We start from the raw sequence: 19,809 nt of genomic DNA on the forward strand, positions 1-19,809 counted from the left end.
CACCATGGGCAGGGTGGTCGTGTACGGCTCGGTGTCGGTGGACGGCTTCATCGCGGATGAACACGACCAGCCAGGACCGCTGTTCGACTGGTTGACGAGCGGTGACGTCCCACTGGATGAGAGTGGCTTGCTCAAGGTGTCGCAAACGTCTGCCGAGTATGTCCGGGCGTACTGGGATCGGATCGCGGTGACGATCGCGGGCCGTCACGTCTTCGACCTGACCGATGGGTGGGACGGCACACCACCGAGCGGGGTCGACCACGTGATCGTCGTGACGCATCGTCCGCCGCCCGAGGGGTGGGACCCAGCGGCGCCGTTCGACTTCGTCGAGGGCATCGAGGCGGCTGTGGCCGCGGCGCAGGAGCTCGCGGGTGACCGGTTCGTGGAGGTCGCCGCGGGCGACGTCGGTGGCCAGGCGCTTGCGGCGGGCCTGGTCGACGAGGTGCGCATGGATGTCGTGCCTGTCGTATTCGGTTCCGGCAAGCGGTATTTCGGGTCGGTCGATGTGCAGCACCTGCTGGAGGATCCCGCCGAGGTGATACAGGGGCACCGGGTGCTCCACCTGCGATATCCGGTGCGCCGGTGACCTGGATCACGCGGGGGTGTCGACGCCGGGTTCGACGGCTCGGGCCAGCGGAATCGGGAGCGGTTCGCCAGCTGAACCGACATAATGTGCATTATCGGCGTTACCGCGGCGACCGAGGCGCTGCTCGAACTGGAGCGACGCAAGGTCTCCATCGAGTGAGCGCACCGCAGCGACGGCGTCTGGTCACCACCGGAGCCCGCGCGACTCCGCCGACAGGTTCAGCGTGATGCCGGCGAGCACGAGGCGCCCCGGAGACCGATCCGGGTTCAGCCACGCGAGCTGGTCCATCGTGAGGCCGAATCGCGTGCCGATCCCGTCGATGGTGTCGCCGGGCGCGACGCGGTAGTTCACGGGCACGCCCTCGCGAGAGGTGCCGACCTCGCCGCGAGCGCCGGTCGCGTCCCCGAGGTCGATGAGATCGGGCGACGGCCCGAGATCCGGAAGGCTCCAGGCCAACTCCGCCGTCGCGACGACGCTCCCGAGGCCGATCGAGGCGCCCTCCGGAGCGGCCCAGATCACGGCCGTCCTCAGGTAGGTCGGGTCGCTCGTCTCGAAGCCGCCGTACCCCGGGCCGGGCGTCGAGAAAGCCTGGTCCGGCGACGTCGCGAGGGCGTCGTACCGGTAGTAGCTGAATCCCTGCTGCAGCTCGGCGTCGCTCGCCGTGACCGGCAGCGCGTTGAGCTCCAGCGACATGCCGGCCGCCGGAGCGGGCGTCACGTCGGCCAGGGCGATCTCGAATCCGTGGTCTTCTCCATTCGCCCGGATCTCGATCCGCCCGGTCGTGCCGCGTCCGTCGAACTCGCCTGAGGCGATCAGCGTTCCCGGTGTGAGATCGGACAGACCGGCGGCGTCATCCGGCTCGGTGTCGATCGCCGGCCCGCGCTCGGGCGCCGCTGACGCCACTGCGGTCGGCGATACGCGAACGGCCGAGTCGCCGCCGACCGCGCACGCTCCCATCGACCCGGCGAGCGCGACGGCGAGCGCGAGTGCTCCGGTGCGTCGTCGCGCGGTCCTCATCGGCCTCATGGCCGCACCCTATCGCCGCCGCTCCCCCGTCGGCGCGAGCGTGCGGAAGATGTGGAGAACTTCCTCCGCTCCCCGGATCCGCCCGCGCGTCAGGCGGTGCGGGCCCCACTCACGCGCCGTCGAGGCCGTAGAGCCCGCAGACGAGGTCGTTGCTCGCCTCGACGTCCTCCGAGTCGGCGACGTCGGGCCCCCGGTGGTAGAGCGTCTCGCCGGTCGCGAAGTCGAAGATCGAGATGCCCGCGTAGTTGAGCACGGCGCCCTCTCCGGCGATCGTCAGCTTGCGGTAGTTGCCGGTGTCGGTGATCGTGCCCTCGTCGAACTCGATGAGCAGTCGCCGGGTGCCGTGCGGTGAGAGCGTCTCCCCCGTGGTCGACAGTGTCCAGGTCATCTTGTACTCCATCGCGATGGCGAGGGAGACGAGGTCGCCCTCCCGGTCGAAGGTCTCGTGGAACGACGCCGAGCCGTCGAGCGGGCCGCTGACGACTCCCCCGTCGGCGCAGGTCGCGACGACGATGCCGTCGTGATCGCCGATGTCGACGCGGTTGCCGTTGCCGGGTGCGGCGTTCGCGGGTGTCGCCGCGAGCAGCGCGAGGGCGGCTGCGAAGGCCAGGGCCCCCGTGATCGCGGCACCGCGGCGGATCGGCGGCTGGTTCGGTCTGTTCATGGTCGTCCCCCTTGTCGCGGCGGCGCCGACATCCGGTCGGCGGCGCGCCAAGCACATCGTGCGCGGCCGCGACCGGGCCGGGCAATCCGGTCGAGGGATCCTGCCATAACGGATCGGAATGGCGAGCTCCACCGGCGGTCACGCCGGCGGGGCGCCGGGCGCGGACGCCGTCGCGGCCGCCAGCAGCAATCCGGCGGACGCCGACAGCGGCGGTCGCCACGCCATCAGGTGCTCGCACGGCGGCCCGTCGCGCGGCTCGAGGTAGCGCAGCCCCATCGCCTGGCCGATCATCCCGATCTGGCGCGGCACGAAGGCGACGGCCTCGGTCGTCAGCGAGGAGAGGAAGGTCGCGGTCATCGAGTCGACCGGCGGCCCCGCCTGCCGCATCCGCTCCCCGTTCATCTGCGGCCGGTAGGCCCACTCGTCGGTCCACGCTTCCGGGGTGTCGACCGGGTCGATCGCGGCGTGCCGCGCCAGCAGCTCGAAGGTGACGTCGAGATCGGACGCGTCGAACAGCTCGTTGCGCGGGCCCACGAGGATGCCGCGCCGCTCGGCGGTCAGCGGCGCGGTGCGCACCCGTCGATCGAGGATCGGTGACGTGACGACGGCGAGATGGACGCTCCGGTTGAGCACCGCGTCCACCTCCCAGGGGCGGTGGCGCCCGACGACGAGCTTCACGGGCACGCCGGCGATGCCGGCGGCCGCGACGGCGCCCGCGACGAGCGGCAGGAGGCCGGGGTCGGCGATCGCGAGGCGCACCTCGTCGACGCGGTCGCCGCCCGCTCGCGCCGCGGCCTCGACGAGCTCGGCGTCGTCGACCATCCGCCGCGCGATCTCGAGCACCGCGGAGCCGGCCGACGTCGGCTGCACCCCGTCACGGCTCCGTTCGAGGAGCCGCGCCCCGAGATCGCGCTCGAGCTGGGCGATCATCACGCTGAGGGCCGGCTGCGTGATATGCCCGCTTCGAGCCGCTGACGACAGCGAGCCCGCCTCGACCACCGCGATGAACCATCGCAGGTGTCGCAGCTCCATCGGGCCCCCCAGCGGTCGTACCCATCATCCACTCGTGGGCTGCGCCGCGGAAGTCGACGCGCGACGGTCCCCGATGACGATCGCCACGATCACGGCGAGCGCGAGTCCGAACTCGAACACGGCCGAGAGCCACAGTTCGGGCGCCGTGACCACGAGGGAGACGCCCAGCACGACGTGCATGGCGCAGACCGTGAGGATGATCGCGCGGCCCGCCTGCCGGCCGGAACGATGGACGAGGACGAGCCCGACGACGATCGCGATCCCCATCAGCATGTTGTAGACGCCCACGTTGCGCGTCCAGAGCGCAACCGCGTCGTACTCGTCGGGTTCGATGAGGAAGATCGGGTACAGCTCGGCCGAGCGGGAGAAGAACGTCTCGAGCAGGCCGATCACGATGAGCGTGAGCGCCTCGAGCGCGGCGAGCACCTGGGCCACGGGATTCATGCGCCGCATTCTCGTCTCCGCCGTCGCCTGCCGCACCCGTCGATGCGAACACATGCGGATGTCGCGTGCGCCGGGTCGAAGGTCTCTGGGCTGGTGGGCGGGCGGGCGTCGAGCATGGACGGAGGATGTGACCATGTCGAACGAGCAGGGACCGGCGGCCAGGGGGTCCGCGTGGCGGGCGGTCGCCCGATGCGTGCGGACGAGCGTCGGCCTGTTGGTGCGTCGGCGCGTGCACCTGCCGCGCGGCAACGTCGGCCGGGTGCTGCGCTTCGCGAACGGCAGCGTGACGACGGTGTACCGCGAGACGGTCCTCGAGCGCCGCCCGCCTGCTGAACCGTGCGTGCTCGTGGTCGCCTTCCGCCTGCGGCTGGTCCGGGGACGCGCGATGCACCGCCTCTTCGAGGCCGAGAGCCTCCTCAACACTCCCCTGTTCGTCGGCTTCCCCGGGTACGTGTCGAAGCTCTGGTGCACGCATGATACCCAGGGGGTGTATCGAGGTCTGTACGAGTGGGATGGCGCTGACCGCGCGGCCGCGTACGCCACCTCGCTCTGGCGGGTTCTGGAACTCGGTTGCGTTCCCGGCTCCATCCACTACCGGGTGATTCCGGGGCTGCATCGCGACGCGGTGCTGGCGGAGCCGGGACTGCTGGAGCCATCGGCAGGCGACTCGGCGTCGTGGTGGCGGCTGACGGCGGTGGCGTGATCGTGCGGCCGAACCACGGTCACGCCCCGACGTAGCCGGCCAGGTGCTCCCCGGTCAGGGTCGAGCGCACCGCGACCAGCTCGGTGGGTGTGCCCTCGAACACGATCCGCCCGCCGTCGTGGCCGGCGCCAGGGCCGAGGTCGATGATCCAGTCGGCGTGCGCCATGACGGCCTGGTGGTGCTCGATGACGATGACCGTCTTGCCCGCATCCACGAGTCGGTCCAGGAGCGCGAGCAGCTGCTCGACGTCGGCGAGGTGCAGACCGGTGGTGGGCTCGTCCAGCACGATCACCCCGCCCCGCTCCCCCAGGTGCGTCGCGAGCTTCAGCCGCTGCCGCTCACCGCCCGACAACGTGGTCAGCGGCTGCCCCAGCGAGACGTAGCCGAGTCCCACGTCGGCGAGGCGCTGCAGGATGGCGTGCGCCGCCGGAACGCGCGCCTCCCCCGAGCCGAGGAACGCCTCGGCCTCCAGCACGGGCATCGCGAGCACCTCGCTGATGTCCTTGCCCCCGAGGCGGTACTCGAGCACCGAGGCGTCGAATCGCCGGCCCTCGCACACCTCGCACGTCGTGGCGACCGTGGCCATGGGTCCGAGGTCGGTGTAGACGACGCCGGCCCCGTTGCAGTTCGGACACGCGCCCGCCGAGTTCGCGCTGAAGAGCGCGGGCTTCACCCCGTTCGCCTTCGCGAACGCCTTGCGGATCGGCTCGAGCAGCCCGGTGTAGGTCGCCGGGTTGCTGCGGCGCGAACCGCGGATGGCGCCCTGGTCGATCGAGACAACGCCGTCGCGCCCGGAGACCGAGCCGTGGATGAGCGAGCTCTTCCCCGACCCGGCCACGCCGGTGATCACGCTGAGCACGCCGAGCGGGATGTCGACATCGACGTCGCGGAGGTTGTTCTCGTTCGCCCCGCGCACCTGGAGCGCGCCGGTGGCTGTCCGGACGCTCGGCTTCAGGCGGGCGCGGTCGTCGAGATGGCGCCCGGTGAGCGTGCCGCTCGCGCGCAGCCCCACGACCGTGCCCTCGAAGCAGATCGTGCCGCCGGCTCCGCCCGCGCCCGGACCGAGGTCGACGACGTGGTCGGCGATCGCGATCGCCTCGGGCTTGTGCTCGACGACGAGCACGGTGTTGCCCTTGTCGCGCAGCCGCAGCAGCAGCCCGTTCATGCGCTGGATGTCGTGCGGGTGCAGCCCGACGGTGGGCTCGTCGAACACGTACGTGACATCCGTCAGCGACGACCCGAGGTGGCGGATCATCTTGGTGCGCTGCGCCTCGCCGCCCGAGAGCGTGCCCGAGGACCGGTCGAGCGAGAGGTACCCGAGGCCGACCTCGACGAACGAGTCGAGGATCTGCCGGAGCCCGGCGAGGAGCGGCGCGACGGACGGCTCGTCGAGCCCCCGCACCCACGCGGCGAGATCGCTGATCTGCATGGCGCACGCGTCGGCGATGCTCACGCCGTCGATCGTCGAGGATCGCGCCGGCGCGTTCAGGCGCGTGCCGCCGCACTCGGGGCACGGTGCGAACGTCACGGCGCGTTCCACGAACGCGCGGATGTGCGGCTGCATCGCCTCGACGTCCTTCGACAGCATCGACTTCTGGATCTTCGGCACGAGCCCCTCGTAGGTGAGGTTGATGCCGTTCACCTTGACCTTGCGGGGTTCGGCGTAGAGGAAGTCGTGCCGTTGCTCGTCGGTGAAGCTCGCGATGGGGACGTCGACGGGGACCACCGCGCCGATGATCTTCGTGCTCCAGCCGTCGGCCGTGTACCCGGGGATGGTGATCGCGCCCTCGGCGAGCGACCGGGTCTCGTCGAAGAGCTCGGCCAGGTCGAGGTCGGACACCGTGCCCATGCCCTCGCACCGGGGGCACATGCCGCCGAGCTGGGTGAACGTGCGCTCGAGCGATTCGCTCGACGCGCCGCGCTCGATCGTGATCGATCCGCTGCCGGTGACCGACGGGATGTTGAACGAGAACGCCTGCGGTGATCCGATGTGCGGCCGGCCCAGCCGGCTGAAGAGGATCCGCAGCATCGCGTTCGCGTCGGTCGCGGTGCCGACCGTGGAGCGCGCGTTCGCGCCCATCCGCTCCTGGTCCACGAGGATCGCGGTGGTCAGCCCCTCGAGCACGTCGACGTCGGGCCGCGCCAGCGAGGGCATGAATCCCTGCACGAACGCGCTGTACGTCTCGTTGATGAGCCGCTGCGACTCGGCGGCGATGGTGTCGAACACGAGCGAGCTCTTGCCCGACCCCGACACGCCCGTGAAGACGGTCAGCCGGCGCTTCGGGATCTCGACCGTGACGTCCTTGAGGTTGTTCTCGCGCGCGCCCTGCACGCGGATGAGGTCGTGGAGGTCGGCGGGATGGGCGGCGGTGATGGCCGGTTCGGGGCTGCTCGTCATCGTGATCAGCGCGGCTCCTGGATGCGGACCATGTTGCCCGCCGGGTCCCGGAAGGCGCAGTCCCGCACCCCGAACGGCTGGTCGATCGGCTCCTGCGCGACCTCCGCTCCGCTCGCCTGGACCTGCTCGAACACGTCGTCGACGTCGTGGGTCGCGAGCACGATGCTGGCGTAGGTGCCCTTGGCCATCATCTCGGCGATCACCCGCCGCTCCTCGTCGGTCACGCCCGGGTCGGCCGTCGGCGGGTGCAGCACGACGGAGGTGCCGGGCTGGCCCGCGGGGCCGACCGTGATCCAGCGCATCCCGTCGTATCCGACGTCGTTGCGGACCTCGAAGCCCAGCGTGTCGCGGTAGAACGAAAGCGACGCCTCGGGGTCGGTGTGCGGCAGGAACGTGTACTGAATCGTGATGTCCATGCTCGACACGCTAGTCACGACGGTCCGTCGCCGCTTCTCGATTCCTGACCGGCCGGGCGACGCGCTTGGCCATCACCGAGGGCACGCCCTCGAGGGGATGCGTCGCCGCACGCCGGTACTCGCTCGGCGAGACGCCCACGAGCTCGGTGAACCGCGTGCTGAACGTGCCGAGTGAGGAGCACCCCACCGCGAAGCACACGTCGGTGACGCTGAGGTCGCCGCGCTGGAGCAGGGCCATCGCCCGCTCAATGCGGCGTGTCATGAGGTACGAGTAGGGCGACTCGCCGTACGCCTCCCGGAACTGGCGGCTGAGGTGGCCCGCCGACATGTTGACGCCGCGCGCGAGGGCGTCGACGTCGAGCGGCCGGGCGTACTCGCGGTCCATCCGATCGCGCACCCGCCGCAGGCGGGCGAGATCGCGGAGTCGCTGCTCGTCGGGTCGACCGCTGGCCACGGCGTGATCGTGCCACGACCCGCCGAGGTTGTCCAGCCGACCTGCGCGCCGCGCGCAGGCCGAACGTCACGCGTCCCACCCGCCGTCCGGTGCGACAATGACGCCATGGGCTCCCCGAAGGTGGCGTTCGTGCTCGGCGGCGGCGGCGTGCTGGGGGCCGTGCAGGTCGGGATGCTGCGAGCCGTGCTCGAACGCGGCATCCGCCCCGACCTCGTCGTCGGCACCTCGATCGGCGCGATCAACGGCGCCATCATCGCCGCCGACGTGGACCGGAGCCTCGACCGGTTGAATCGGGCCTGGACCTCGCGCGACGCCAGGGCGATCACGACCGGGCTGGACGTGCGGCCGGGCCGGGCGCACCTGATGTCGACCGGCTCGATCGTCCGGCTGCTCGAGGCGGGCCTGCCCGCGGCGCGCACGTTCGAGCAGCTCCAGGTTGAGTTCCGCTGCTGCGCCGCGAGCATCGAGCGGGCCGCCGAGCACTGGTTCACCACGGGTCCGCTGATCCCCGCCATCCTCGCCTCGTCGGCGCTGCCCGGCATCTTCCCGGCGGTCGAGATCGACGGCGAGCACTTCGTCGACGGCGGCATCGTGAACTCCATCCCCATCAGCGAGGCGGCAGCGGCCGGCGCCACCGAGGTCTACGTCATGCAGGTCGGGCGCATCGAGTACCCCCTGTCCGCGCCGCGGAACCAGTTCGAGAACGCGCGCGTGGCGTTCGAGATCTCCCGGCGCCACCGGTTCGCCCGCGATTCCGCGTCGCTGCCGGCCGGCACCCGCCTGCACGTGCTGCCGACGGGGACCAGTTCGCAGCGGGACAACCGCATCGCCCGCAACCTCTCCCCCGACGCGATCCGCCGCCGCATCGAGAGCGCGCATCGCGCGGCGTCCGCGTACCTCGACCGGGAGGTCGCGACCCGCAGCCCCGTCCACGGAACGCCGGGCTGATGCGTCCGCCGCCGAAGTGGGTGCGGCGCCTGGTCCTCGCGCCGCTCGTCGTGGTGGCCGCGCTCGTGATCACCGCGCTCCTGCCCCTCTGGCTCGTGGTCGCGACGGCCGTGTCGATCTTCATCGAGCCGAGGCTGCGCACGCCGCGCCTGCTCTGGATGGTGAACCTCTACCTGCTGTGGGATGCCGCGGCCCTCGTCGCGCTGTTCGCGGTCTGGATCGCCTCGGGCTTCGGCTGGCGCATCCACACGCCGCGATTCCAGCGGGTGCACTACCGCATGGTCGCGCGGATGCTGCAGTTCCTGTTCTGGAACGCGTACTGGGTGCTGCGCCTCGACATCGACGTCCGCGTGCCCGCGGGCTTCCACGACGACGACCGGCCGAGGGTCATCGCGAGCCGGCACGCCGGACCGGGCGACTCGTTCATCCTGGTGCATGCGGTGTTCCACTGGTTCCACCGGTCGCCGCGAATCGTCCTGAAGGACACGCTGCAGTGGGACCCCGCCGTCGACGTGGTCCTCAACCGCCTGCCGAACCGCTTCATCGCGCCGCCGCCCGTCTCGGGGCGACGCCGACCGTCCGACCACGGCCTCCAGGAGCGGATCAGCGAGCTCGCGCGCGGCATGGGCCCGCACGATGCCCTCGTGATCTTCCCCGAGGGCGGCAACTTCACCGAGCGACGCCGCTCGCGGGCCATCGAGCGCCTGCACGCCGCGGGCCTGGACGCGATCGCCGACCGCGCGGCACGGCTGCAGAACGTGATGGCGCCGCGACCCGGCGGCTTCTTCGCGGCGCTCGACGCCGCCCCCGATGCCGACGTGTTCTTCGTCGCGCATACGGGCCTGGATCGCATCCGCACGGTCGCCGACGTCTGGCGCGAGCTGCCGACGGACAAGACGATCATCATGCGGTTCTGGAACGTGGCACGCGCCGAGATCCCCGCCGATCCCGACGAGCGCACCGACTGGCTCATGCGCGAGTGGGAGCGCATCGACGAGTGGATCGAGGCGAACCGGCCGGAGCCCGACGCCGACACGACACCGGTGGCCCGGCGCCGCCACCGCCCGGCGGCCGCACGCGACGGCGTCACGCGGTCGTGAGCAGCCCCCCGTCACGGACGGCGTCGAGCGAGAGCACGCGGTAGCCCTCCTCGCCGAAGAACACGGTGATGCGGTCGGACTCGATGCTCATGACCCGCCCGTCGCCCCATTCGCGGTGGCGCACGGCCTGGTCGAGCCGGTAGGCGCCCTCGACCGTCTCGTCGTGGTGCTCGAAGGCCGACCCGCGATCGCAGGTGTCGCAGTTCCCGCAGGGTTCGGCGGCCTCGACGCCGAAGTACTCCAGCAGGAACGCGCGTCGGCATCGGGGGGTCTCGGCGTACCCGCGGATCATCGCGAGGCGCGACTCGTCGATCCGCCGGCGCCGATCGACGACCTCGTCGACCGCGGCGAGCGCCGTCTCGGGATCGATGCGCCCGTGCAGCTCGACGCCGTCGTCGACGGCCGTCGCGACCTGGGCTTCCACCAGGGCGTTCAGGATGGCGGTCACCGCCCGTGCGGGCAGGTCGAGCTCGGCCGCGAGCTCACGACCCGACCGCGGCCCGTCGCCCGCCGAGAGCGCGGCGGCGACCGCGATCACGCGGTCCTCGCGCGGCCGCCCCGAGGCGAAGAACGTGCGCAGTCCGAGATCCTCGGCGCGGTAATGCAGGGTCGCGGTGGACGGGGCCCCGTCCCGCCCGCTGCGGCCGACCTCCTGGTAGTAGGCGTCGATCGACTCGGTGACGTCGCCGTGCACGATGAACCGCACATTCGGCTTGTCGACGCCCATGCCGAAGGCACTCGTGGCCACGACGAGGTCGAGCCCGTCGGCCAGGAACGCCTCGTGCGTCTCGGGTCGCGCCCGCGCCGCCATGCCGCCGTGGTAGGCGGCCGCCCGGAGTCCCTCCTCCCGGAAGCGCTCGGCGAACCGCTCGGTGTCGGCCCTCGTCGCGACGTAGACGAGTCCCGGCTTCTCCGCCCCGAGCGCCGACTCGAGCACGGCGCGCTCCTTGTCGGCCTCGCTCTCGTGCCGTTCGACGGCGAGGTGGATGTTCGGGCGGTCGAATCCGCCGACGAGCACGAGCGGCTCGCGCAAGCCGAGCCGCTCGATGATCTCCTCCCGGACGGGCGCGGATCCGGTCGCGGTCAGCGCGATCACGCGCGGTCGCCCGATCGCATCGATCGCCGCGCCGAGCCGCAGGTAGTCGGGCCGGAAGTCGTGACCCCACGAGGAGACGCAGTGCGCCTCGTCGACCACGACGAGCGAGACGCCGAGCCCGGCGATCTCCTCGACGACCTCGGGCTTGGCCAACTGCTCGGGCGCGAGGAAGACGAACTCGGCCTCCCCGCCGGCGACCGACTGCCAGGCCCGCTCGTTCGCCGCGGCGCTGTGCGCCGAGTTCACGGCGACCGCTGCGCCGTCGCCCGACGCCGCCTCGAGGTGGCGCACCTGGTCGGCCTGGAGCGCGATGAGCGGCGACACGACGAGGGTCGGGCCGTCGAGCAGATGCGCCGCGACCTGGTACACGGCCGACTTGCCGTAGCCCGTGGGCATGACCACGAGCGTGTCGCGACCGCCGACCACCGCCCGGATCGCCTCGGCCTGGCCGGGCTTCAGGGCGCGCCATCCGAAGCGCTCCTCCGCGATCCGCTGCATCCGGTCGTTCAGGTCCACGCTGCTCCCTCGGGTCGATCGGCCTCCAGTCTGGCGCACCCGGAGGGATCGGCCCGCCGCCCTTGACACGCCTGCGCCGGCGCGACACGCCGACGCTCGGACGAATTGCTCCCCCACACCTGCCGTGGCTGGGAATAGCCTGATCGCGAGCACGCCAGATGGGGCGTGCCGGAAGGAGTCGCTATGTCGTCCCCGCAGTACAACAGCGCCTTCGGTGCGTTCGCGCTCGATTCGGCCGAGCTGACGAAGTCGGCGGTCAACACGATCCGCGTCGCCCTCGGCGTCACCGGAGTGGTCGCCCTCATCATCGGCATCTTCATCACGTTCTGGCCCCAGAAGTCCGCGGTCGTGCTGACCGTGCTGCTCGGCATCTACTTCGTGATCGCGGGCCTCGCGTACGTGGGTCTCGGCATCTTCTCGAAGGGCATCTCGGGCGGCGCGCGAGCCCTGGACATCATCCTGGGCGTCCTGTTCGTGATCGGCGGCGTGCTCATGCTCGCGAACCCGACCGAGAGCGCCGTCGTGATCGGCATCTTCCTCGGCGTGCTCATCGGCATCCTCTGGATCATCGAGGGCGCGGTCGCGCTCGCGCAGGCGGGCAGCTCCTCGTCGAAGGGATGGAGCATCTTCTTCGGCATCCTGAGCATCGTCGCGGGCATCGTGCTGCTGTTCTCGCCCTTCTGGGGCGCCGCCATCCTGTTCTGGGTGACCGGCATCGCGCTGATCATCCTGGGCCTCGTGCAGATCGTGCGCGCGTTCACCTTCGGCCGCGGACTGCAGCTCTCCAGCTGACGCCGCCACGCGAACGAGGGCCGGTCGGATGCATCCGACGGGCCCTCGTCACGTGCGACTCGGCGAGCTACTGCTCGGGGGCGAACCCCGTGACGTCGCCGACGTATCGCGTGTGGTCGGCCGGGATCGGGTCGACCGCGGCCGAGGCGACCTCAGCGGCGAACTCGGCGACGTTGTACAGCTTCCCGGCGTCCTCCTTGCGCGCGGCGATCGCGCCGGGATTGGCCCGCTCGAGCAGCGTCGCGGTGATGGTGCCCTCGATCATGTCGCCCGAGACGACGACGAACCCGACGCCGCGCTCGTCGAACTCGGGCAGCCTGGCGCGGAGCGCATCCTCGCCGGCGCGCTTGGAGAGCGCGACGGGCTCGTACTCGGGCATGGTCGGGGTGGTGCGGATGAAGTGCGCCTGGTGGCTCGTGACGAACACGATGCGGGCGCCCTCCGCGAGGTGCGGGAGCGCGTTGTCGACGACGTTGACCTGCGCGTCGCGGTTCAGCCGCATCGCGTAGTCCTCGCCCATGCCGCTCTCCATGCCGCCCGACGCGTTGAGCACGAGCAGGTCGATCGGCCCGAACTCGGCGACCGCGCGCTCGAACATCGCTCGGACCGAGTCGGCGTCGGTCAGGTCGGCGCCGACGGCGATCGCCCGGCCGCCCGCCGCGGCGATCTCGCCGACGATCTTCTCGGCGCGCGGAGCCTTGCTGCGGTAGTTGATCACCACGGCGGCGCCGGCCTCGGCGAGGTAACGGGCGGTGTCGGCGCCGATGCCGCGGGACGAGCCCGTGACGAGGGCGACGCGACCGTCGAGCGATCCGGGGGCGAGCGGGTTGGTCACGGTGGGCTCCTCAGTGGTGCGGATGTCTCGGGGCGCACACCGGGCGCGCCGCACCGAGACTACCAACTCCCCCACCCGCGGCCCCTCCGCTGCTAGGTTCGTGACGGGCCCGAAGGAGTCGAAGTGGATGTGCTGACGCAGTACGCGTGGATCGCCTGGCTGGTGCTGATCCTCGTGTTCGCGACCATCGAGGTGTTCACCCTCGAGATGACCTTCCTCATGCTCGCGCTCGGCAGCGTGGCGGGCCTGCTCTCGGGGCTCACGGGCATCCCGTGGTGGGCGCAGTTCATCGTCGCGGCGATCGTCGCGATCGCGCTCATCCTGACGCTGCGGCCCTCGCTGCTGCGGCTCCTGCGACGCGGGGCCGACCCGGCACGGAGCAACATCGACGCGCTGATCGGCGCCGGGGGCTCGGTGGTGCGCACGGTCACGCCCGCCGGCGGCCAGGTGCGCCTGCAGAACGGCGACGTGTGGACGGCGCGGCTCTCGCCGATCACCGAACAGGCGGATGTGGCCGTGGGCGAGCAGGTGCTCGTCACCGGCATCGACGGGGCGACGGCGGTCGTCGTCCCGGTGGAGAGGAGCTCGGAGGCGTGAACGACGTCGGAACCATCATCACCGTGATCGTCGTCGCGGCGATCGCGATCTTCGTGATCGTCGTGATCGCGAAGTCGATCCGGATCATCCCGCAGGCGTACGCGGGCGTGGTCGAGCGCCTCGGCCGGTACCACAAGACGCTCACGCCGGGCCTGAACATCCTGGTGCCGTTCATCGATCGCCTGCGCCCGCTCGTCGACATGCGCGAGCAGGTCGTCTCGTTCCCGCCGCAGCCGGTGATCACCGAGGACAACCTCGTCGTCTCGATCGACACGGTCGTCTACTTCCAGGTGACCGACGCGCGCGCGGCGACGTACGAGATCGCGAACTACCTCGGCGCGGTCGAGCAGCTGACCACCACCACCCTCCGCAACGTGGTCGGCGGGCTCAACCTCGAAGAGGCGCTGACCAGCCGCGACAACATCAACGGCCAGCTGCGCGTCGTGCTCGACGAGGCCACGGGCAAGTGGGGCATCCGCGTCTCGCGGGTCGAGCTGAAGGCCATCGACCCGCCCCTGTCGATCCAGGACTCGATGGAGAAGCAGATGCGCGCCGAGCGCGACCGCCGCGCGCTCATCCTGACCGCCGAGGGCACGAAGCAGTCGGCGATCCTCACGGCCGAGGGCGAGCGGCAGGCCGCCATCCTCAAGGCCGAGGGCGATGCGAAGGCGGCCGTGCTGCGCGCCCAGGGCGAGGCCGAGGCGATCCTCACGGTGTTCGACGCCATCCACAAGGGCGACGCCGACCCCAAGCTGCTCGGCTACCAGTACCTGCAGATGCTGCCGCAGCTGGCCGAGGGCGCGTCGAACAAGCTCTGGATCATCCCGAGCGAGCTCACCGAGGCGCTGAAGGGCGTCGGCCGCGCGTTCGCGCCGAACGGCGAGACCGCGGCGGGCGGCACGGGCGTCGGCGGCGCCGGCACGCGACCGGGCGGGATCGCCTGAGCGGTCCCGTGGCCTCACGCTGGTTCGACCTGCCGAGGCCGCGCGTGCTCGCGCATCGCGGCCTCGCCCTCGAGGCGCCCGAGAACACGCTCGCGGCGTTCGAGCACGCCGTGCGGGCGGGTGCGGCGTACCTCGAGACCGACGTCCACGTGAGCGCCGACGGGGCCGCCGTGCTCGCGCATGATCCGACCCTCGAGCGCGTCGCGGGGCGCGCCGACGCCGTCGCGAGCCTCACGATGGCCGAGCTGCGTCGCATCGACCTGGGGTCGGGCCACGGGTACGGCACGCTCGACGAGCTCCTGCATGCCTTCCCCGACGCGCGCCTGAACATCGACGTGAAGACCGACGCGGCCGAGCCCGCCACCATCGAGTCGATCCGGCGCGGAGGCGCCGCCGACCGCGTCCTGCTGACCTCGTTCTCCGACGCGCGGCGCCGTCGGCTCGTGGCCGCGCTGCCCGGCATCGCGACGTCGGCGGGGCGCGCGTCCGTGCTGCGCGCCCGCGCGGCATCCGTCACCCGCAGCGCGGCGCTCATGCGCCGCGCCACGACCGGCCTCGGCGCCCTGCAGATCCCCGAGCGGGTCGGGCGCATGACGCTCCTCTCCCCCGCACTCATCGGAGGGGCCCACGCCGCGGGCGTCGAGGTGCACGTCTGGACGGTCAACGACGTCGCCGACATGCGACGCCTGCTCGCGCTCGGCATCGACGGGATCGTGACCGATCGGGCGGATCTCGCCCTTCGGGTCGTCTCCGGAATCTGAGAGTTCCCCGGCAAAACCCCAGCCCGCGGAAAGAAGATGCCCAGCTTGATCGTTTATACCTGTTGACGATCGAGAGGAGTACGCCATGGCGGACCGGAGCCTTCGGGGCATGCGAATCGGCGCGCAGAGCCTGCAGAGCGAGGATGGCGTCGTCTTCGCGGACCGCGCGGAGTACACGTACCAGTGCGAGACGTGCGGGCGCGAGACCACGATGGTGTTCTCGACGGAAGCCGAGATCCCCGAGACGTGGGAATGCCGCCACTGCGGCAACTCCGCGGTGCTCCTCGTCGACTCCAAGCCGGTCGAGATCGACCGCTCGGGCGAGAAGGTCGCCCGCACCCACTGGGACATGCTCCTCGAGCGCCGCACTCGCGCGGAGCTGGAGGAGATCCTCCAGGAGCGGCTGAACTACCTGCGCGCCCGTCGCGGTCAGCAGAAGAGCGCCTAGCCCGCCGAGACCTCGTCGACGCCCCGCCCGGACCCCGCCCGGCGCGGGGCGTTCCGCTGCGCGAGCACGCCCGCCGCGATCAGGCCGGCGATCGAGCCGATCACCAGCAGCAGCGGGACGGCGCCGCCGAGCACCACCGATGGCGTGAGCCCCTCGCGCAACTCGACGTCGGTGACCATGGCCCCGGCCTCGTAGGCCGGCAGCGCGTCGATCGTCCGGCCCGTCGGATCGATCACCTGGCTCGTGCCGACCGTCGAGATGTTCACGACGGACCGCCCGGTCTCGATCGCTCGCAGTCGCGCGATCGCGAGCTGCTGCTCGTTCTCGTCGGTGCCGCGGAAGTCGGCGTTGTTGGTCTGGAACATGTACAGCTCGGCGCCGTCGCGCGCGCCCTCCCAGATCAGGTCGTCGTAGATGACGTCGAAGCAGATCGCGAGGCCGGTGACGGTGCCACCGAGGTCGAAGACCGGCGGCTCGGTGCCCGGTGAGTAGCCGCGCTGGACCAGGCCGGTCAGGTCGGGCACGAGCGCGTCGTAGAACCACCGGTCGGGGATGTACTCGCCGAACGGCACCGGGTTGCGCTTGGAGAAGCGGTCCACCGCGCCCTCGCCCGACCGCCACAGCAGCGAGGTGTTGAAGAACCGCTCGCCGTCGGTCGTCACGGTGTTCAGCACGATCGGCGCATCGAGACGGTCGCCGAGCGAGTCGAACACGCGCGCCACCTCCGGGCTGCGGGTCGGGTCGATGTCGGAACCGCCCTCGGGCCAGAGCAGCACGTCGATGCCGTCCTCGTCGAGCAGCGGCGCCGTCGCATCGAGCTGGGTCTGCAGGATGTCGCCCTGGGCGCGTTCGTCGAAGTAGCCGGCGGGGCCGTTGCCCTGGACGCTCGCCACCCGGAGCTCGCCGGCCGGCGTCGTCGGCCAGGCCGGGACCGCGACGGCCACGACCAGGAGCGCGGCGACGGGGATCGCGGTGCGCAGGTCGCGCCATTCGCGCAGCCGCACCCACTCGATGGCACCCGCGACGATCACGACCATGACGAACCCGAGCCCGGACGAGCCCACCCAGGACACGACCTGCGCGAACGGGCTCTCGGACTGGCTCTGCGCCGCACGGCCCCACGGGAAGCCCCCGTACGGCAGCGTGCCGGTCGCCGCCTCGCGGAGCACCCAGAGGCCCGCGACGAGCAGTGGCAGGCCGATGAGCCGGACCCAGCTCGACGGGTTCGCGAGCGGCACCCAGCGGTACGCGAGCGCGATGAGCACCGCGCCGCCGGCCACGAACAGTGATTCGAAGATCGACAGCGCCAGCCACGGGACGGGTCCGAGGTAGAGCGTGGTCCATGAGACGTGGGTCAGGTAGAAACCGAGGCCGAACACCAGGCCGATGTGGAACGCGGCCCACGCCGACCGGCCGATGAGCGGGACCAGCGCGAGCGCGATGCCGACGAAGGCGAGCGGCCACGCGCCGACGTCCGGGAACCCGAGGTCGTACACCACGCCGCCGGCGGCCGAGACGAGCAGCGCGGCCCACAGCGGCATGAGCGGACGGACCCGGGCTGAGGTGGCGGGTGGCTCGGCCCGCACGTCGGCCGGGACCGCCGGACTCCCGCTCACGCCGCGGCCCCGTACGCGACCACGCCGCGGCGCACCGCGTCGATCGCGGCACGGGCGGTCGCGCCCAGTTCGGCGTCGGCGACGATCGAGACCTGGTCGAGCAGGTCGACGACCTGCTTCGCGAGCCGCACGAAGTCGCCCGCCGCGAGCTCGGTGTCGGCGAGCACGACGCCGAGCCCGACGCCGCGCGCCCAAGCGTGCATCGCCGACGCGAGCGCCGGCGACGGCTGCTCGCTGCCCGGAAGGCGGTGGTCGCGCTCGACGTCGTCGAGTTCGCTCCACGCGTCGGTCGTTCGGTCGAACGCCTCGCGGAACGCGCCCCTCGGCAGCCGGAACTGCAGGCCGCGCTCGTCGCGCCGCGGCTCGTACACGAGCGCCGCCGCCATCGCCGCGAGCGAGGGCACGTCCAGGCGATCCCAGTATCCGCGCCGCAGCGCTTCGGCCACCAGCAGGTCGCGCTCGCCGTAGATGCGCTTGAGCGTGCGCCCCGCCGCCGTGGAGACGAGTCCGCCCTGCCCGTCGGACTCGAGGTAGCCGAGCTCCTCGAGCACCTCGGCGACGCGGTCGAAGCGCTTGGCGACCTGGCCGGTTCGCGTGCGGATCTGGCGCGAGAGGTCGTCGTGCTCCTTCTTCAGCCGCCACCAGCGCTCGGCCCACCGCGCGTGCTGCTCGCGCTCGGCGCAGCCGTGGCACGGATGCGCGCGCATGCGCTTGCGCTCCGCGGCGAGCTCGCGCTGCATCCGCTCGCGCTGCGCGTGCGTGGGATTGCCCTTCGCCTGCTGGCGTTCGAGCTCGCCGATGCGGCGACGCATCGCCGCGTACTCGCCGAAGTCGCCGAGGTGGCAGCGCATCGCCTGCTCGTACCCGGCCATCGACTCCTCCTGCTTGCGGAGGGTGCGAGCGAGGTCGACGACCGCGCGGTCGGCCTGGAACTGGGCGAAGGAGAGCTCGAGGATCTGGCGGGTGCGCTCGCGCCCGAACTGGTCGACGAGGTTCACCGCCATGTTGTACGTGGGGCTGAAACTCGAGTTCAGCGGGTAGCTGCGGCGCGAGGCGAGCGAGGCCACCGCCTCGGGGTCGAGTCCGTCCATCCACTGGATGACCGAATGTCCCTCGACGTCGATGCCGCGGCGGCCGGCGCGGCCGGTCAGCTGCGTGTACTCGCCCGGCGTGATCGGCACGCGCGCCTCGCCGTTGAACTTCTCGAGCTTCTCCAGCACGACCGAGCGGGCCGGCATGTTCACGCCGAGCGCGAGCGTCTCGGTCGCGAACACGACCTTGAGGAGCTTGCGCTGGAAGAGGTCCTCGACGATCTCCTTGAAGGTCGGCAGCATGCCGGCGTGGTGGGCGGCGACGCCGCGCTGGAGTCCCTCGAGCCATTCCCAGTAGCCGAGCACCGCGAGGTCGTCGTCGCGGAGCATCCGGGCGCGCTCCTCGACGATCGCGCGGATCTCGTCGCGCTCGGCGGCGTCGGTCAGCCGGATGCCGCTGCGCAGCACCTGTCGCACGGCCTGGTCGCATCCGGCCCGCGAGAAGATGAACACGATCGCGGGCAGCAGGTGCTTGCCGCGCAGCAGTTCCACGACGTCGGACCGGTCGGCCCGACCGCCGCCCTGACCGGGACCGTGGAAGCGGCCCCGGTCGCTTCCACGCCGGCCCCGCTGGGAGCGGCCCTGGATCGATCGCCCGCCGCTCGCTCGCGCGAGCCGCTGCAGTTCGGGGTTCACCCGGTGCGTGGCCGCCTGGCCCGACGAGTCGAAGAGGTCGACGAGCTTCGTGCCCACGAGCACGTGCTGCTCGAGCGGGACGGGCCGCTGCTCGGAGACGATCACGTCGGTCTCGCCGCGAACGGCCTGCAGCCAGTCGCCGAACTCCTCGGCGTTCGAGACCGTCGCGCTGAGGGAGACCAGGCGCACCGCCTCGGGGAGGTGGATGATGACCTCCTCCCAGACGGCGCCGCGGAAGCGGTCGGCGAGGTAGTGCACCTCGTCCATCACGACGAACGCGAGCCGGCCCAGCAGCGGCGAGTCGGCGTAGAGCATGTTGCGCAGCACCTCGGTCGTCATGACGACGATGCGCGCGCCGGAGTTGATGTTCGTGTCGCCCGTGAGCAGGCCCACGTTCTCGGCGCCCCACGTCTCGACGAACTCCTGGTACTTCTGGTTCGACAGGGCCTTGATCGGCGTGGTGTAGAACACCTTCTCGTCGCCCGCCTGCATCGCGAGGTAGACCGCGTATTCGGCCACCACCGTCTTGCCGGCGCCGGTGGGCGCCGCGACGAGCACGCTGCGCCCCTCGTCGAGGGCCGCGCAGGCCGCGCGCTGGAACGGGTCGAGATCGAACGAGAGGCCGGCGGCGAACTCCTGCAGCCTGGGCTGCCTCCGCTGCTGCCGCGAGAGCGCGTAGCGCTCCGCCGGTGAGAGGCTCATCACC

The 19,809-nt window shown here is 71.6% G+C and carries 20 protein-coding genes; 9 read left to right on the forward strand and 11 right to left on the reverse strand.

Translation table 11 applies throughout. The features are described 5' to 3' along the window. Nucleotides 1-4: 4 nt before the first annotated feature. Nucleotides 5-586, forward strand: coding sequence for a dihydrofolate reductase family protein (locus JOD46_RS11100; RefSeq protein ID WP_204394256.1), 582 nt, complete (start codon nt 5-7; stop codon nt 584-586). A gap of 183 nt (nt 587-769) precedes the next feature. Here JOD46_RS11100 and JOD46_RS11105 read toward each other — a convergent pair whose 3' ends face one another. From JOD46_RS11105 to JOD46_RS11120, 4 genes are all read right to left on the reverse strand, one after another. Further along, on the reverse strand, nt 770-1,612 hold the full coding sequence (locus JOD46_RS11105) for a LysM peptidoglycan-binding domain-containing protein (protein WP_204394257.1): 843 nt from the start codon (nt 1,610-1,612) through the stop codon (nt 770-772). Between the two features lie 109 nt (nt 1,613-1,721). Next, on the reverse strand, nt 1,722-2,276 hold the full coding sequence (locus tag JOD46_RS11110) for a hypothetical protein (RefSeq protein ID WP_204394259.1): 555 nt from the start codon (nt 2,274-2,276) through the stop codon (nt 1,722-1,724). 138 nt (nt 2,277-2,414) lie between these two features. After that, a complete protein-coding gene (locus JOD46_RS11115; RefSeq protein ID WP_204394261.1) occupies nt 2,415-3,308 on the reverse strand; it encodes a LysR family transcriptional regulator in 894 nt (297 codons plus the stop codon). Nucleotides 3,309-3,332: 24 nt separating this feature from the next. Further along, nucleotides 3,333-3,752: a DUF1304 family protein gene (locus JOD46_RS11120; protein ID WP_204394263.1), complete on the reverse strand. Its 420-nt coding sequence runs from the start codon at nt 3,750-3,752 to the stop codon at nt 3,333-3,335. 133 nt (nt 3,753-3,885) lie between these two features. Between JOD46_RS11120 and JOD46_RS11125 the strand changes: the two genes are divergently transcribed. Then, the gene (locus JOD46_RS11125; RefSeq protein WP_204394265.1) at nt 3,886-4,455 is read left to right on the forward strand and encodes a hypothetical protein; all 570 of its coding nucleotides are present in this window, start codon (nt 3,886-3,888) and stop codon (nt 4,453-4,455) included. Nucleotides 4,456-4,474: 19 nt separating this feature from the next. Here the strand turns inward: JOD46_RS11125 and JOD46_RS11130 are convergent, their stop codons facing one another. The 3 genes from JOD46_RS11130 to JOD46_RS11140 are packed head-to-tail and all read right to left on the reverse strand — an operon-like array spanning nt 4,475 to nt 7,723. Continuing rightward, on the reverse strand, nt 4,475-6,853 hold the full coding sequence (locus JOD46_RS11130; protein WP_204394267.1) for an ATP-binding cassette domain-containing protein: 2,379 nt from the start codon (nt 6,851-6,853) through the stop codon (nt 4,475-4,477). Nucleotides 6,854-6,858: 5 nt separating this feature from the next. Further along, nucleotides 6,859-7,269 carry a VOC family protein gene (locus tag JOD46_RS11135; protein WP_204394269.1) on the reverse strand — a complete coding sequence of 137 codons (411 nt, stop codon included), beginning with the start codon at nt 7,267-7,269 and terminating at the stop codon, nt 6,859-6,861. A gap of 10 nt (nt 7,270-7,279) precedes the next feature. Continuing rightward, nucleotides 7,280-7,723 (reverse strand): helix-turn-helix transcriptional regulator, encoded by a 444-nt coding sequence (locus JOD46_RS11140; protein WP_307835005.1) that lies wholly within the window; start codon nt 7,721-7,723, stop codon nt 7,280-7,282. Between the two features lie 105 nt (nt 7,724-7,828). On the opposite strand from JOD46_RS11140, the gene JOD46_RS11145 reads away from it, so the two are divergent. Together JOD46_RS11145 and JOD46_RS11150 are read left to right on the forward strand one after the other, a co-directional pair. After that, nucleotides 7,829-8,671: a patatin-like phospholipase family protein gene (locus JOD46_RS11145; RefSeq protein WP_204394271.1), complete on the forward strand. Its 843-nt coding sequence runs from the start codon at nt 7,829-7,831 to the stop codon at nt 8,669-8,671. Next, nucleotides 8,671-9,771 (forward strand): 1-acyl-sn-glycerol-3-phosphate acyltransferase, encoded by a 1,101-nt coding sequence (locus tag JOD46_RS11150; protein ID WP_204394273.1) that lies wholly within the window; start codon nt 8,671-8,673, stop codon nt 9,769-9,771. The genes JOD46_RS11145 and JOD46_RS11150 overlap by 1 nt, the downstream gene beginning before the upstream one ends. Here the strand turns inward: JOD46_RS11150 and JOD46_RS11155 are convergent. Next, nucleotides 9,758-11,383: a RecQ family ATP-dependent DNA helicase gene (locus JOD46_RS11155; protein ID WP_307835006.1), complete on the reverse strand. Its 1,626-nt coding sequence runs from the start codon at nt 11,381-11,383 to the stop codon at nt 9,758-9,760. The genes JOD46_RS11150 and JOD46_RS11155 overlap by 14 nt on opposite strands. 183 nt (nt 11,384-11,566) lie before the next feature. Here JOD46_RS11155 and JOD46_RS11160 point away from each other — a divergent pair, with 183 nt between their 5' ends. Beyond that, the gene (locus JOD46_RS11160) at nt 11,567-12,175 is read left to right on the forward strand and encodes an HdeD family acid-resistance protein (RefSeq protein ID WP_204394275.1); all 609 of its coding nucleotides are present in this window, start codon (nt 11,567-11,569) and stop codon (nt 12,173-12,175) included. A gap of 67 nt (nt 12,176-12,242) precedes the next feature. Here the strand turns inward: JOD46_RS11160 and JOD46_RS11165 are convergent, their stop codons facing one another. After that, nucleotides 12,243-13,010 carry an SDR family oxidoreductase gene (locus tag JOD46_RS11165; protein ID WP_204394277.1) on the reverse strand — a complete coding sequence of 256 codons (768 nt, stop codon included), beginning with the start codon at nt 13,008-13,010 and terminating at the stop codon, nt 12,243-12,245. 123 nt (nt 13,011-13,133) lie between these two features. On the opposite strand from JOD46_RS11165, the gene JOD46_RS11170 reads away from it, so the two are divergent. The 4 genes from JOD46_RS11170 (at nt 13,134) to JOD46_RS11185 (ending at nt 15,760) form a co-directional block, all read left to right on the forward strand. Next, a complete protein-coding gene (locus JOD46_RS11170) occupies nt 13,134-13,607 on the forward strand; it encodes an NfeD family protein (protein WP_307835007.1) in 474 nt (157 codons plus the stop codon). Beyond that, complete coding sequence (locus tag JOD46_RS11175) at nt 13,604-14,551, forward strand: SPFH domain-containing protein (RefSeq protein ID WP_204394279.1); 948 nt, start codon at nt 13,604-13,606, stop codon at nt 14,549-14,551. The genes JOD46_RS11170 and JOD46_RS11175 overlap by 4 nt, the downstream gene beginning before the upstream one ends. Before the next feature lie 8 nt (nt 14,552-14,559). Beyond that, the gene (locus tag JOD46_RS11180; RefSeq protein ID WP_204394281.1) at nt 14,560-15,312 is read left to right on the forward strand and encodes a glycerophosphodiester phosphodiesterase family protein; all 753 of its coding nucleotides are present in this window, start codon (nt 14,560-14,562) and stop codon (nt 15,310-15,312) included. Nucleotides 15,313-15,397: 85 nt separating this feature from the next. Continuing rightward, the gene (locus tag JOD46_RS11185; RefSeq protein WP_204394283.1) at nt 15,398-15,760 is read left to right on the forward strand and encodes an RNA polymerase-binding protein RbpA; all 363 of its coding nucleotides are present in this window, start codon (nt 15,398-15,400) and stop codon (nt 15,758-15,760) included. Here the strand turns inward: JOD46_RS11185 and lnt are convergent. Together lnt and JOD46_RS11195 are read right to left on the reverse strand one after the other, a co-directional pair. Further along, entirely contained in the window at nt 15,757-17,301 is a 1,545-nt protein-coding gene (gene lnt / locus JOD46_RS11190; RefSeq protein WP_204396543.1) for an apolipoprotein N-acyltransferase, read from the reverse strand. The two genes, JOD46_RS11185 and lnt, sit on opposite strands and share 4 nt — an antisense overlap. A gap of 71 nt (nt 17,302-17,372) precedes the next feature. Then, nucleotides 17,373-19,805 (reverse strand): DEAD/DEAH box helicase, encoded by a 2,433-nt coding sequence (locus JOD46_RS11195; protein ID WP_204394285.1) that lies wholly within the window; start codon nt 19,803-19,805, stop codon nt 17,373-17,375. Between the last annotated feature and the right edge of the window lie 4 nt (nt 19,806-19,809).

The sequence above is a fragment of the Agromyces aurantiacus genome (genome assembly GCF_016907355.1).
Taxonomy (GTDB): Bacteria; Actinomycetota; Actinomycetes; order Actinomycetales; family Microbacteriaceae; genus Agromyces; species Agromyces aurantiacus.